The sequence below is a fragment of the Actinorugispora endophytica genome (assembly GCF_004363075.1).
Classification (GTDB): Bacteria; Actinomycetota; Actinomycetes; order Streptosporangiales; family Streptosporangiaceae; genus Actinorugispora; species Actinorugispora endophytica.
The window spans coordinates 140,470-154,799 of sequence record NZ_SNYN01000002.1 but is presented as its reverse complement, the minus strand read 5'-3'; the positions used below and the strand labels follow the sequence as shown (position 1 = coordinate 154,799).

Annotated in this window: 8 protein-coding genes; 2 read left to right on the top strand and 6 right to left on the bottom strand. The window is 74.7% G+C overall.

The genetic code is table 11. From position 1 onward, the window contains the following. Nucleotides 1-710: 710 nt before the first annotated feature. Complete coding sequence (locus EV190_RS05190; protein ID WP_133740294.1) at nucleotides 711-914, bottom strand: DUF397 domain-containing protein; 204 nt, start codon at nucleotides 912-914, stop codon at nucleotides 711-713. A 22-nt stretch (nucleotides 915-936) separates the two neighbouring features. After that, nucleotides 937-1,803, bottom strand: a complete 867-nt coding sequence (locus EV190_RS05185; protein WP_133740293.1) for a helix-turn-helix domain-containing protein — start codon at nucleotides 1,801-1,803, stop codon at nucleotides 937-939. 218 nt (nucleotides 1,804-2,021) lie between these two features. Here EV190_RS05185 and EV190_RS05180 point away from each other — a divergent pair, with 218 nt between their 5' ends. Then, the gene (locus tag EV190_RS05180) at nucleotides 2,022-2,540 is read left to right on the top strand and encodes an ATP-binding protein (RefSeq protein WP_133740292.1); all 519 of its coding nucleotides are present in this window, start codon (nucleotides 2,022-2,024) and stop codon (nucleotides 2,538-2,540) included. A gap of 76 nt (nucleotides 2,541-2,616) precedes the next feature. Beyond that, nucleotides 2,617-2,931, top strand: a complete 315-nt coding sequence (locus tag EV190_RS05175; protein ID WP_133740291.1) for a hypothetical protein — start codon at nucleotides 2,617-2,619, stop codon at nucleotides 2,929-2,931. A gap of 155 nt (nucleotides 2,932-3,086) precedes the next feature. Here the strand turns inward: EV190_RS05175 and EV190_RS05170 are convergent, their stop codons facing one another. The 4 genes from EV190_RS05170 to EV190_RS05155 form a co-directional block, all read right to left on the bottom strand. Beyond that, complete coding sequence (locus tag EV190_RS05170) at nucleotides 3,087-3,851, bottom strand: SDR family oxidoreductase (RefSeq protein WP_133740290.1); 765 nt, start codon at nucleotides 3,849-3,851, stop codon at nucleotides 3,087-3,089. A gap of 51 nt (nucleotides 3,852-3,902) precedes the next feature. Then, entirely contained in the window at nucleotides 3,903-5,051 is a 1,149-nt protein-coding gene (locus tag EV190_RS24250) for a tryptophan dimethylallyltransferase family protein (protein WP_133740289.1), read from the bottom strand. A gap of 68 nt (nucleotides 5,052-5,119) precedes the next feature. Further along, on the bottom strand, nucleotides 5,120-6,493 hold the full coding sequence (locus tag EV190_RS05160) for a cytochrome P450 (RefSeq protein ID WP_133740288.1): 1,374 nt from the start codon (nucleotides 6,491-6,493) through the stop codon (nucleotides 5,120-5,122). Next, the gene (locus EV190_RS05155; protein ID WP_166655380.1) at nucleotides 6,490-13,917 is read right to left on the bottom strand and encodes a non-ribosomal peptide synthetase; all 7,428 of its coding nucleotides are present in this window, start codon (nucleotides 13,915-13,917) and stop codon (nucleotides 6,490-6,492) included. The genes EV190_RS05160 and EV190_RS05155 overlap by 4 nt, the downstream gene beginning before the upstream one ends. Nucleotides 13,918-14,330 lie beyond the last annotated feature (413 nt).

The following is a 14,330-nucleotide window of genomic DNA, read 5'->3' as shown; positions in this document are numbered from 1 at the left end:
TACGGATCAGCGGCGGTCGCCGACATGGTGGCCGCCACCCGCTTCGACTGCGGAAAACCGCAGAAGGGCCTGCCGGGGGTCGCCGTCCCGGTACGGACGCGGTCGCACGCCGCCGCCACGTCCGCGCGCGTCCGGACCGTCAGCGACCTTCTCGGAGATTCCCCCTTCCAGGACACCCTTTCGAGAACAGGCAGGCCGGAGAACGGGAACAGGCGTTCCTCTCCCGTGCTCCGGCCGCCCTGGCCCTATCGGCCTGAGCGTGGGGGGCGGTCCTCCTGGACCGGAGACCACCGAATCCTCTGGACGCTCTCGCTATGGAGTCTCCGCCGCAGGGGTGATTCGGGCTCTGTCGGGTCGGGGTTCGCTCGGGGCCTGTCACGGCGGGCGGCGACGGCGGGTGGGACCGGAGGCCCGCGCGTCCCCGCCGGATGTCCGTGACGCGGAGGTTCGAGGGCCGGTTCCGCTCTGCCCCGGAATGATCATGGGCTTTCCGCCCTTCCAGACCCCGAAACGGGCAGAAAGCCCACGACCGCCAACGAAACCTCACGCAACGGACATCATGGGCGCGGCCCCGACCGGCGCCCGCCGTCGCCGCCCGCCGTGACCTCGCGATCCGCACGGCATGAGGCCGAAAGACCCACCCGAAGCACCGGTACGCGAACCACCCCCGCGCCGGAGCTTCCCTATGGGGTTTCCGGGACGGGGATTCCCTACCCGGCGAGGTCCCCGGCCCGGAGCGCGGAGAGGAAGGCGCGCCACTCGGGGGCGCCGAACGCCAGGAAGCCGAGACCGGGGTTCTTCGAGTCGCGGACCGCACGTCCCTGTTCCAGCCCACCGACCTCTACGCAGGTAGGGCCGTCCCCGCTGTAGCTGGACTTGCGCCAACCTGTCGGGGAAGGCTGCGATGTGGGCATTCCATGACTCCTCTCGGTAGACCTACCCCTCCCCTTCCTTGAGCAGTGAGGCCATGAAGTCGCTGGACTCTTCAGGGGGAAGCGCAGAAGCACACAACTGGTTGAAAGCGAGCGTGTAGCGGAAGACTTCCGCCTCTTGTTCGACATAGAGGCTACTTGTCATGGCTTCCACATGAACAACGTCGGTGTCCTCTTCGTCAGGGAACCGCAGAATAGTGAACTCGCCTGCGGTGGCGGGATGTTCACCGGCATCGAAGGGAAGCACCCGCAAGGTGACGTTGTCCTCTTCTCCCAGCTCAAGAAGCCGGTTCAACTGCGCTCGCATGACTTGGGGGCCACCGACCTCGCGGCGCAGCGCAGCTTCGTCGAGTACGACCGACAGCGATCGAGGCCGGTCTCGGACAAACCGCTCCTGGCGCTCCATCCGGACCTTGATCCGGCGGTTGACCTCCCCGGGAGGCGAGATCAGCAAGGCCGACTGGATGACGTGTCGCGCGTAGTCCTCGGTCTGGAGGATGCCTGTGACGATCTGCGGGGTGTAGATCAAAAGGCTGCTCGCCTCGGTCTCCAACTCGATGTAGTTGGCGTAGTCGCGTGGGATCGCATCGGCGTACTCGTCCCACCAGCCCTTGAGCCTGGCCCCTTTGCTCAGTTCGAGGTACCTCTCGTGACGGTCCGCTTCGACACCGTAGAGCGTGAGCAGACTGCGAAGGTCCCTTGCGCTCACCTGAGTCCGGCCGTTCTCGATCCGACTCACTTTGGACTGCGACCACTTCAACTCTGAGGCGACCTGCTCTCCCGGCATATCAGCCGCCTCTCGAAGGCGCTTCAACTCCGTGGACAGCCTGCGTCCCCGCACCGTCTTCCTTTGCCTCTGAGGCACGGGCATCTCTCCGTCTCCCCGTCAAAACAAGTTTGTGGAACAGCTAGCGCTTGGCAACAGAGTGTAGTACACATAAGTCAATGCATTATGCACGGCATGATGCATCGATGTAGACGACGCAACACTCAGGAATTAAGCGTCGCACACGAAAGCGGCCCTGACCTGGTGCTGGAACACCCGGTCAGGGCCTTGGCCCCCAACCTGCTCAGAACAGGCGAGGACCCATGCTCAACCGTATCTTTCCCGTGCCCGGGGACTTCCCCCGGCCGCCCCGATCTCCGCGTCCGCAGCGGTGCGCGCGGCGGTTCGAGGGGCGGCCCGGCGATGTCGGCCTTGCCCGCCTGTGGCTTCGGGACCGGATGGGACCGGCCCTGGTCCCCGGCGAGGTGATCGGCGACGCGCTGCTCCTGCTGTCGGAGCCGGCCGCCAACGCCGTCCGGCACGGCGGCGGGGGCGCGTTCCACGTGCGGGCCTTCCTCGGCGCCGCTCACCTGCGGGTGCAGGTGACCAGCGAGGGCAGGAACCCTTTCGCCGTCGAGGCCGCCACCACCTCCGCCACCGAATCCGGTCCCCCCGACCTCCCCCGCCTCGACGCCGAGTCAGGGCGCGGCCTGTTCCTGGTCGCCGCCCTGGCCCACCGGTGGGGGCGCTTCGAGTCCCCGCGCGGCCCCGGCGTGTTCTTCGAGCTGGACTGGCTCGGACCCTCCGCCCCCGCCTCCGCGCGTCCCTCCCCCGCTGCCTGATCCGGCAGCGGGCGGCCCCGCACGGGCTGCCGTCCCTTTCCCTTTCCCGCACCACCCGCATCCAAGGAGTTCCGCCATGTCCGCGTCCGTGCCCGACGGTGTGCAGCTGCACACCGCCCTCATCCAGGTGATCAAGGGCGGCGAGCCCGACGACGACGGGATGAGCCTGGCCGGTCGGCGCTCGCCGCTGCGCCCGCCGATCACCGGCTCGTGCGCCTGCGCCGCCACCGCCCTGGCCTTCGACCTGTGGGAAGCCCTGGAGCGCCACGACCTGTACTCGTCCGACACCGACATCTGGATCCGCGCCGTCGAACCCGACGTCCCCGCCGCGCCCCTGCCCGAGGACGCGGTCCTGCTGGAGACCCGCACCGTCGTCTACGGCACCGACTGACCCCGCCACCGCCCTCCTCCCTGGTGATCTTGACCTTTCCGGGGTCTCGGACGCGGTTGAGACCCCGAAAAGGTCAAGATCACCGGCGGAGGCGGGACGGTGGAGGGGGCGGGGGCGGGGGCGGGGACAGTGGCGGCGGTGGAGGGGGCGGTGGGTCAGGCCAGGCCGCCCGCGACGACCAGCTTCTGGCCGGTGATCCAGCGGGCGTCGGGGCCCGCGAGGAAGGCGACCACGTCGGCGATGTCGGCGGGCCGCCCGAGCCTGCCGAGCGGGGTCATGGCGGCGGCCTGCTCCAGGACCTCCGGCGGGTTCGCGGCCAGGAGCATGTCGGTCTCGACGGGCCCCGGGGAGACGGTGTTGACGGTGATCCCGCGATCCGCGAACTCGCGGGACGCCACCCGGGTGAACTGCTCCAGCGCCGCCTTGCTCGCCGAGTAGGCGGCCGCCCCGGGCTCGGGCACGGCGGTGTTCAGCGAGGAGACGTTGACGATCCGGCCCCCCTTGCGGAGGTGGTTCCCGGCCCAGCGCAGCGCGAACAGCGGCGCCTTGGCGTTGACCGCCATGATCCGGTCGTACTCCGCCTCGGTGATGTCGGCGATGGCGCTCGCCCCGCTGACGGCCGCGTTGTTGACCAGGATGTCCGCCCCGCCGAACGCCTCGGCGGCGGCGAACAGCCGGTCGAGGTCGGACAGGACCCCCAGGTCGACGCGTTCGGCCTCGGCCCGCCCCCCGGCGGCGCGGATCTCGGCCACGACCTCGCGGGCGGCGGCCGCGTCGTCGCGGTAGCTGAACAGCACGGCGCAGCCCTCCCGGGCCAGCCTCAGGGCGACGGCGCGCCCGATGCCCCGGGAGCCGCCGGTCACCACGGCGCTCTTCCCGGCCAGGGGGCCGGGCGGTGTCTCCGGTCCGGACTCTGTCACGGTCTGGTTCCTCTCTCGGTCAGGTCCACGGGATCTGCGGCGCGGGGATGCTCAGGCGTAGAGGCCGGGGGCCGCGTAGACGGAGAAGCGGGGTTCCCGCCCCGGACCGGCGGGCTCGTAGGCGATGAAGTTCTGGTTCCGGGACCCGTCGAGCGGCCGGTCCGCGAGGGATTCCAGGAAGGACGCGTACGGCCCCGGGTCCACGCCCACGCCCCGCATGAACGCCGCGACGCGGTCGCGGGCCTCGGCGTCGTCGGCGAACGGCGGCACCATCGGCACGTACAGGGCCGCGGACACCGGCCGGGCCTCGCCCTTCCTGAAGGCGAAGCAGGTGACCGGGGGCCTGGCGAACGGCGGGTCGAACCCGCCCAGGATCGCGCGCAGGGCGGCCGCGAACGCGCCGGGGACGTGGCCCCGGGCGATCCCGGCCTGCCGGTCGATGGCCTCGGCGTCCAGGTCCGGGTACTGGAGGTAGACCTTGGCCCGCGCCCGCTCCGGGTCCACCAGGTCGAGGGAGAGCGCCCCGATCCGCCCCGGGCCGCCGTGTCCGTCGATGTGGGCGAGCGCGGCGCGCCACGCCTTCCCCGCCCCCAGGCGCTCCATGGCCTCGCCGACCACCGCCGGGGCGTGCTCGGGGCCGCCGACGTGCGGGTCGAGGTAGACCTTGAACAGCGGGTCGCCTCCGGGGGGCCACGCCACCCCGTGCCCCATCCAGTAGTGCTCGCGGGGGGCGGCCGAGCGGAACAGGTCCTCCAGCGCGAGGACGTGCTCCACGCGCGCTCCCGGGCGTCCCGCGAGGCCGCGCAGGTAGTCCCACCCGAACGCCTGGTTGGCGACGGGCTCCGGCGGGTCCGCCAGCGCCTCGACCGAGATCCGCACCTCCGCGGCCCCGCCCCGCCAGGACGCGGAAAGCTCGAAGGGCGACCCGTCGACGGAGATGTAGCAGCGCCAGCGCGGGTCCCCGATCGGCCGGTCGGCGGACGGCCCCCACACCTCGGAGAGGAGGCGGGCCGCGTCGGCGGCCTGCTCCGAGGGCAGGCCCAGCCCCTTGTGGCAGCGCGCGAGCTTGTCCGCGGCGGCGTCGAGGCGGCTCGTGGCCGGCGGGTAGCGGTCGGTGGCCAGGCGCAGCGGGTGGTCCCTCGGCAGCGGGCCGCTGACGACGAAGGGGTCCCCGCCCTGCGGCGGCTTCTCGGCGCTCATGTTCCCGTGTCCCTCTTCCCTGTCGTTCCGGTGTCCGTCGTCCTCGTGCCGGTGGTCCTCGTGCCGGTTCACCAGCGCACCGGCAGGCGCCTGAGCATCCGCACCTGGATGCCCTCCCTGAACTCCATCTCCTCCGGGGGCACGGCGGGGCGCAGCCCCGGGAACGTCCGCAGGAGCGTGTCGAGCCCCTCCTCCAGTTCGATCCTGGCCAGGGGCGCGCCGACGCAGCGGTGGATCCCGTGGCCGAAGCCGAGGTGGGGGTTGCGCCCCCGGCGCAGGTCGAGCCGGTCGGGGTCCTCGAAGACCGAGGCGTCCCGGTTCGCGGAGGGCAGGACCGGGAGGACCGCCTCGCCCGCCCGGACCAGGGTCCCGCTGAGCTCGACGTCCTCGCGGGCGTAGCGCGCGAAGGCGACGTGCGCGTCCAGGGGCACGAAGCGGAGCAGCTCGTCCACGGCCTTCGGCAGCAGGGCGGGGTCCGCGCGCAGCTCGGCGTGCGCCCCGGGGTGCGAGAACAGCACGTGGACGGAGTTCATGAGCTGGGCCGAGGTGGTCTCGTAGCCCGCGATCAGCAGGACGCTGGCGAGTTCGACGAGCTCCTTCTCGCTCAGCCTCCCGCTGTCGTCGCTGATCTTCACCATCGCGCTGATGAGGTCCTCGCGGGGGTCGCGGCGGCGCTGCCCGACCAGGTCGCCGATGTAGTCGTAGAGCGCCGCCGTGCGCGACTCGACCTCCCCGGCGCTCAGCGCCGTGGTGCTGGAGAACGCGTCCAGCCACACCCGGAACCTCGGCCGGTCGTCGTGGGGGACGCCGAGGAGCTCGCAGACGACCAGGGCGGTGAGCGGGAGCGAGAAGTCCTCGACCAGGTCGCCGGGGGCGCCCTTGGACTCCATCGCGGCGAGCAGGTCCAGGCTGGTCCGCCGCACGCGCGGGCGCAGCGCCTCGACCTTCCTCGGGGTGAACACGTGGCCGAGCAGGCGCCGCAGCCTCGTGTGGTCGGGCGGGTCGGTGCCCAGGATGCTGGTGTTGACGGGCAGGGGGGTCAGGCGCGACTCGTCGTTCTCGGCGGCCAGCGCGCGGCTGAACCTGGGGTCCGCCAGCACGGTCTTGACGTCCTCGTGGCGGGTGACGAGCCACGCGTCGTCGCCGTAGGGAACCCGGACGCGGAGCACCGGCCGGTGGCGGCGGAGCTCGGCGTAGACGGGGTCGACCTCCAGCCGGTCGTAGTCGCGGAAGGGGTAGTCCACCGGCTCGGCGGGTCCGGTCGGGCGGATGTCGGTCCAGACCCGCTCGACGTACTCCAGGCACCCGGCGCGGTCGGCCCGCTCGTGGCGCACGGTCCACCCCCGGGGGACGTCGAGGGAGGCGGGCCACAGCGAGTGCTGCCCGAGGTCGTTGGCGAGGACGAGGTAGGAGCCGTCGGGGTCCTCGAACGGGTTGGTCACGGGGCCGTTCCTTCCGGTCGGTTCGGTGTGCTCACCGGCGCCGGGAAGAAACCGGAGCCGGTGAGGTGCGCGACGTAGCGCGCGAGGAGGGCGTCGTCGATGACGGGGAAGCCGGTCCCCGCGTCGGCGAGGCCCGCTGTCGTGTTGCGCCGGTCGAAGCGGAGCGCGCCCAGGCCGACGACGGCGGGCAGGAGGTCTTCGAGCAGGGCCGCCGCCTCCAGGCCGGCGCCCGGGGCCCGCCCGGGGGCGTCGCGCAGCAGCGCCGCCCACTCCCGGTCGGGCAGGACGGCCAGGTCGTGGCCCGCGCGGCGCAGGGCGTCGGTGAGCGCGGTGAACGGGACCGGCTCCGGGCAGGTCAGGTGGTGGGTCAGCCCCACGGAGCCGGGCCGCAGGGAGAGGTGGACCACCATCCGCGCCACGTGGTCGACGGGGACGAGGTCGACGGCGGCGGAGGGGGCGTGGACGCTCTCGGGGACCGCGCGGAGCACGAGCATGGCCCGGACGAGGTGCCACAGCGTGTCGTCGGTGCCCCCGGCGCCGGTGGCGGAGTGCCCGCCGATCCGCCCGGGGCGGTGCACGGTGACGGGCAGACCGCGTCCCGCCGCGGCGCGCAGCAGTTCCTCCCCGACCCACTTGCTGGCCGCGTACCCGCCGGGCAGGACCGCCCCGGCGGGGACGCGGCGGTCCTCGGCGATCACGGGCGGGTTCCCGGCGGCGGACACCGCGGCGGCGGCGGTGGACACGAAGTGCACCGGCGTCCGCGAGCGCGCCGCCAGCCGGACGACCTCGTGCGTCCCGCGCACGTTGGGGCCGCGCAGGCGGGAGTAGGGCTCCACCGCGCTCACCCTCGCCCCGTTGTGGTAGACCGCGTCGAGGAGGTCGGCGAGCCGGTCGAAGCGGTCCTCGGGCAGTCCCAGGAGCGGCCGGGCGAGGTCGCCGGGGACCGCGACGACCCGGGCGGCCGCCTCGTCGCCGAGCCGGAGCCCCCGGTCGAGCAACGCGCGGCGGAGGCGTTCGGCGGCGGCGGTCTCGTCGGCGGCGCGGACCAGGCAGTGCACGGTCGCCGGCGTGCGGTCCAGGAGTTCGCGCAGCAGGGCGGCGCCGAGGAAGCCCGTCGCCCCGGTGAGCAGGACGTGCCGGGGCTCGGCGGCGCGGGCGGCGGTCCGGGGGCGGGGCGCGCGCGGGACGACGTCCGGGTCGAGTGCGGCCTCGGCGGCGAGGTCGGGCGCGGCGGGGCCGCCGGTGTCCGCGCGGGGTGCCCCGGCTCCCTCGATCTCGCGGCCGAGCGCGGCCACCGTCTGGAGTTCGAACAGGCGGCGGACCGTGAGGTCGGCGCCCAGCCGGTCGCGGATTCCGCCGAGCAGCCGGGGGACGAGCAGCGAGTGCCCGCCGAGGTCGAAGAACCCGTCGTCCGCGCCGACCCGCTCCAGGGGCAGCCCCATGACCTCGGCGAACAGCGCGCACAGGGCGCGTTCCGCGTCGGTGCGCGGCGGGCGGCCGGTCTCGCCCGTCCCGTACCGGGGGGCGGGCAGCGCGGACCGGTCCACCTTGCCGCTGGGCAGGGCCGGGAGCGCGTCGAGCGGGACGACGGCGGCCGGGACCAGGGCGGCGGGGAGGCGCTCGGCGGCGTAGCGGCGCAGTTCGGCGCCGTCCAGCGGTCCGGCGGCCGGGACCGCGTAGGCGACGAGGCGCCGGTCCCCGGGGGTGTCCTCGCGCGCCACGGCCACGGCGCGGGCGACGCCCGGGTGCTGTTCGAGGACGGCGGCGACCTCGCCCGGTTCGACCCGGAACCCTCGGATCTTGAGCTGGTCGTCGGCCCGGCCCAGGAACTCCAGCTCCCCCGTCCTCCGCCAGCGGGCGAGGTCGCCGGTGCGGTACATCCGCCCGCCCGGCGGGCCGAACGGGTCGGCCACGAACCGGGTCGCGGTGGCGCCGGGGCGGCCGAGGTAGCCCCGGGCGAGTCCGGGACCGGCGACGTACAGCTCGCCCGGCGCCCCGACGGGGACGGGGGCGAGCCTCGCGTCGAGCACGTGGCAGCGCGCGTTGACGGTGGGCTCCCCGATGGGCGGCGGCGCGCCGTCGTCCCCCGTCAGGGGGCGGCTCAGCGTGGCGCACACCGTCGTCTCGGTCGGCCCGTAGCCGTTGACGAGCAGCCTCCCGGGCGCCCACCGCGCGGCGAGGCGCCCCGGCAGCACGTCGCCCGAGGCGATCAGCGACGAGACCCCGGGCAGGTCGGCGGGGTCCATGGCGGCGAGCACGCCCGGCGGCAGCGTGGCGTGCGTGACGCCGTGGCGCGCGGCCAGCCCGGCCAGCGCCGGGCCCGGGGCGGTCTGCTCCGGGGACGCGGTGACCAGGGCCGCGCCCAGGGCCAGCGTTCCGAGGATCTCCCACACCGCGCCGTCGAACTCGACGGGGGCGAACTGGAGGACGCGGGAGGACGCGGTCACGCCGAAGCGCTCGCGCTGGGCGGCCGCCACCCCGGGCAGGCCGGTGTGGGTGACCACGACGCCCTTGGGACGTCCGGTGGAGCCCGAGGTGTAGATGACGTAGGCCGGGTGGTCCGGGCGCAGCGGGGCGCGCCGCTCCGCGTCGGCGAGGTCGCCGTCGGGGTGGCCGGCGGCCTCGGCCTCGACCCTGTCCAGCGCCTCGTACACCGTGCCCGGGGGGAGGCCGCCGGGGCCCCGCCCGGCGCCCAGGACGAGGACCGGGCGCGCTTCGGCGAGCATCCGGCCGAGGCGCTCGCCGGGGTGGCCGGGGTCGAGCGGGAGGTATCCGGCGCCCGATTTCAGGACCGCGAGGATCGTGGCCACCAGGTCGGCGGACCGGGGCAGGGCGAGCGCGACGTAGCGCTCGGGTCCGGCGCCCCGGCGGACGAGCGCGCGGGCGAGCCGGTTCGCGCGGGCGTTCAGCTCGCGGTAGGTCCAGGCGGCGTCGCCGTGGACGACGGCCGGGGCGTCCGGGGCCAGGGCGGCCCGGCGTTCGAAGAGCGCCGGGTAGGGCTCCGCCGGGAGGTCGCGCCGGGTGTCGTTCCAGGCGGTCCGCACGCGGTGGCGGTCCTCGTCGCCGAGGACGTCCATGGCCCCGATCCGCTGGTCGGGGTCGGCGACCGCGCGGTCGAGCAGGCGGAGGAGTCCGCGCGTGAGCGCCTCGACCGTCTCCCGGTCGAACAGGTCCGTGTCGAACTCGGCGATCCCGGCCAGCCCGCCGGGCCCGCCGTCGCCGCCGGTGCTCTCGGTGAGGCTGAGCACCAGGTCGAACCGGCACGTCCCCGTCCCCGCCAGGTCCGCCTCGGCGGTGGCCCCCGGGAGCCGGAGCCCGGTCGCGGGCGCGTTCTGCAGGGCCAGCATGACTTGGAAGAGGGGGTGGTGGGAGAGGGAGCGCGCGGGCCGGACCTCCTCGACGAGCCGTTCGAAGGGCAGGTCCTGGTGGGCGTGCGCGGCGAGGCCGGTCTCGCGGACCCGGGCGAGCAGGTCGCGGAAGCGCGGGTCGCCGGAGGTGTCGGCGCGCAGCACGAGGGTGTTGACGAAGAACCCCACGAGGTCCTCCACCGCGTCGTCGGTGCGGCCCGCGATCGGGCTGCCGACGGGGATGTCGGTCCCGGCGCCCATGCGGGTGAGCAGCGCCGCGAACCCCGCGTGCAGCACCATGAACAGGGTGGCGCCGTGCCGGTGGGCCAGTGCCGCCAGTCCCCGGTGCAGCGGCGCGGGGACGTCGAAGCGGACGGTGTCGCCGCGGTGGCGCGCCACGGGCGGGCGCGGCCGGTCGGTGGGCAGGGCCAGCCGGTCGGGCAGTCCGGCGAGGGCGCCGCGCCAGTAGGCCAGCTGCCGTTCGGCGACCCCGTCGGCGCCGTCGAGGAGGTCGCGCTGCCAGAGCGTGTAGTCGGCGTAGTGCGCGCGCAGCGGGGGCAGGTCGGGGGCGCGGCCGTCGAGGCGGGCCGCGTAGGCGGCGGACAGGTCGCGCCACAGCGGGGCGAGCGACCACCCGTCGCACGCGATGTGGTGCAGGACGACCAGCAGCACGTGCTCCTCCTCGGAGAGGCGGAGCAGCGTCGCGCGGACCGGGATCTCGGAGTCGAGGGCGAACCCGCGGCGCGCGGCCGCGGCCACCCGCTCCTCCAGCCGTTCGGGGGTGACGTCGGCGAAGGCGAACTCCGGCCGCGCGTCGTCCAGCACCACCTGGCGGGGGACGCCCCCGTTCTCGCCGATGACGGTGCGCAGGCTCTCGTGGCGGCGCACGACGTCGGTGAACGCGGCGCGCAGCGCCCCGGGGTCCAGGCGCCCGGACAGCCGGACCCGCAGGGGCACGTTGTAGGCGGGGGTGACCCCCTCCAGGCGGTGCAGGAACCACAGCCGCGACTGGGCGGGGGACAGCGGGACCCGTTCGGGGCGCTGGCGCGCCCGGAGCGGGGGGCGGTCCCCGGGCCGGTCGAGGCGGTCCACCAGGTCGACGACGCGGGGCGTCTCGAACACGTCCCGGACCGTCAGCTCGGCGCCCAGCGCGGCGCGGATCCGGCTGGTGAGCCGGGTCGCCGACAGCGAGTGCCCGCCGAGGGCGAAGAAGTCGTCGTCGACCGTCACCCGGTCCACGCCCAGGACCTCGGCGTAGAGCGCGCACAGGCGCTCCTCCAGCGGGGTGCGGGGCGCCCGGCCGTCGACCGCGCCGACGTCCGGCGCGGGCAGGGCCGCGCGGTCGAGCTTGCCGTTGGGGGTCAGGGGCAGCCGCTCCAGCACCATGACGTGCCCGGGGACCATGTGGTCGGGCAGGCGGTCGCGCAGGTGCGAGCGCACCCGCTCCAGCAGGGCGCCGGCCCGGCGGGACAGGTCCGGGCTGTTGGTGTGGCGTGCGAGCCGCGCGGCGTCGGTGTCGCGCGCGCGGTACAGGAGCGCGGGCGGCGTCGCCCGCGCGCGGTCGAGGAAGTGCGCGTCGAGGGCGCCGTCGCCGCTGTCGGCGTCCCAGGTGACCACGGCCTCGCGGCCCGCGCGGCGCGCGGCCTCGTGCAGCGCCTCGATGTCGGGGGCCTCCGGGGAGGGCTCCTCCAGGCAGCGCCGGGCCCGGTCCGCGTCGCCGTCCAGGAGCGCCCGCCAGGCGCGCGCGGCGGAGGCCACGCGCCGGTTGGGCACGCCGAGCAGCCGGACGTGGGGGGCGTCGCGCGCGGCCGACAGGACGGCCGCCAACCGGTCGGTGTCGGCGACGTCGACGCCCCATGCGAGGTCGAGCGGCGGGCGTCCCCCGCCTCCCGGAGCGGGCGGCGCGGTGCGCAGCACGGCGTCGTAGCGGTACCGCGTCATCTCGTTGTCGTACCGCCCCCGTTTGACCCGCACGTCGACACCGGTGATCCGGGGGACGGCGCCGGGGAGCGCGGCGAAGTAGTCCGGCGCGGCCATGAGCTCCTGCTCGGCGACGGCGCGCCGCTCGGCCGCCGCCCGGAGCGAGGCCGCGTCGGCGGTCGGGGCCGCGCGGCGCAGGGCGACCTCGGCGTGGAAGACCCTGGCGAGCCGGAGGTCGCGCACGTCCCCCACGAAGACCGAGCCGCCGGGGGCGAGCAGCTCCGCCGCGCCCTTCAGGACGCCGGTGAGGTAGTCGCCGTTGGGGAAGTACTGGATGACGGAGTTGACCACGACGGTGTCGAAGTAGCCGGAGGGCAGGCCGCCCAGGTCGTCCGCCCGGGCGACCCTCAGCTCCACGCGGCCGGCGAGGAGCGGGTCCGCGCCGACGCGGCGGCGCAGCGCGTCGATGACCGGCGGCGAGAAGTCGGTGCCCCAGTACGCCTCGCACCGGGGGGCCAGGCCCGCCAGCAGCAGGCCGGTGCCGACCCCGATCTCCAGCACGCGGCGCGGGTCCAGCGCGCGGACGCGCTCGACGGTGGCGTCGCGCCACTCGCGCATGTGCCCGGGCGGGATGGGGCTCCCGTCGTAGCTGCTGTTCCAGCCGGAGAAGTCGGCGCCCAGCTCCGCTGGGCCGTCCTCCTGCTCCGCCGCGGCTCCGTACAACCGGTCGTAGACGCCGCGCCACTCGCCGATCTGGTCGTCGCCGGCGTTCCCGGCGTCCCTCCCGCCAGGGTCGCGGGCCACCACGTAGCCCACGAGCCGCCGCTCGCCGGGCTGCTCCTCGCGCACCGTCACGGCGGCCCGGGCCACCTCGGGGTGTTCGCGCAGCACCGCCTCGACCTCGCCGGGCTCGATCCGGAAGCCCCGGATCTTCACCTGGTCGTCGGTGCGGCCCAGGAACTCGACCACGCCGTCGCCGTTGCGGCGGGCCAGGTCGCCGGTGCGGTACATGCGCGCGCCGGGCGGTCCGAAGGGGTCGGCGACGAACCGCTCGGCGGTGAGGGCGGGCGCGCCCAGGTATCCGTGCGCGAGCCCGTCCCCCGCCAGGTACAGCTCCCCCGGTTCGCCGGGCCGGACCGGGGCCAGCCGGGCGTCGAGGAGGTGGCAGCGCGTGTCGTCCATCGGCTGCCCGATCGGCACCGGTTCGACGACCTCGCCGTCGGACAGCGGGTGGCAGACGGCGAAGGTCGTGCACTCGGTCGGCCCGTACCCGTTGACCAGCGCCAGGTCCGGGCAGCGGTCGAGGACCCGCAGGCACGCCTTCGCCGAGACGCTCTCCCCGCCGACCCAGACCTCCCGCATGCCCGCGAGGCAGTCGGGGAACTCGTCGGCGATGACGCTGAACAGCGCGCTGGTGAGGAACGTCCCGGTGACGCCGCCGTCGGCGATGGCGCGTCCCAGCTCCACCACGTCGAGGCGCCCCTCGGGGGCGACCACCACGCACCCGCCGCCCAGAAGCGGGACCCACATCTCGTAGGTGGAGGCGTCGAAGGTGTGCGGTGAGTGCAGCAGGACCCGTTCGTGCGCCCCGCCGCGCCAGCGGTGGTCCGCGGCCAGCGAGGCCACCGCGCGGTGTGGGACGGCGACGCCCTTGGGGCGGCCGGTGGAGCCGGAGGTGTACATGACGTAGGCGAGGTCCTCGGGGCCCACCCGTACCCGGGGAGGCCCGGGGTCCCCGCCGGTACCGGCCCCGTCCACGGTGAGCACGTCGGCCCCGGCGGCGAAGGGCGGGGCGGGGGTGTCGGAGACGACGGTCCGCGCGCGGGTCTGCGCCAGGAGGGCGCGCAGCCGCGGGGCGGGGTGGCCGGCGTCCAGCGGAAGATAGGCCGCGCCCGCCTTGAGGACACCGAGGACCGCGGCCACGAGGCCGGGCGAGCGGGGCAGGGCGACGCCCACGACGTCGCCGGGGCGGCAGCCGTGCTCGACGAGGCGGTGGGCGATCCGGTTGGCGCGCGCCTCGAGTCCGGCGTAGCTCAGCCGGTCGTCGCCGCGCACCACGGCGACCGCGTCGGGGGTCCGCTCGGCCTGGCGCCGGAACAGGCGGTGCAGGGGCGCGGGTGCGAGCGGTCGCCCGCCGGGCTTCCATTCGGTCGGCACGGTGCGGAACTCCTTCGGAGAGAGCGGGCGGAGGGGGAGGGAAGGCTGCGGGCTCCCCCGGTCGCGGACCGGAAAAGGAGGCCGACAGGACGGCAACCTCGGCAACCAGTTCTCAGCACATGAAGACTTTCTGCGCAAAACGGGGTTCGACGCACATCCGAAATAGCAGCAAACCCGCCCCGAACAGGCAAGGTTGCCAGTACGCCACGGGCGAGAATACCCCCCGTCACCAGAAAGGAAACGGGGAAGAATCAAATCCGGACCCATCTACTCCAAAAGAACCATGGAGAGGAAAACATGAATCCGCCACAAGTTCCACAGAATAGACAAAAGCGTCGACCGGGTTTTTAACCGCGCATGGCCTTCCGAAAATCAGCGAAAGGGCCGACAGAATCCCGCCCCCGGCCGCGCGG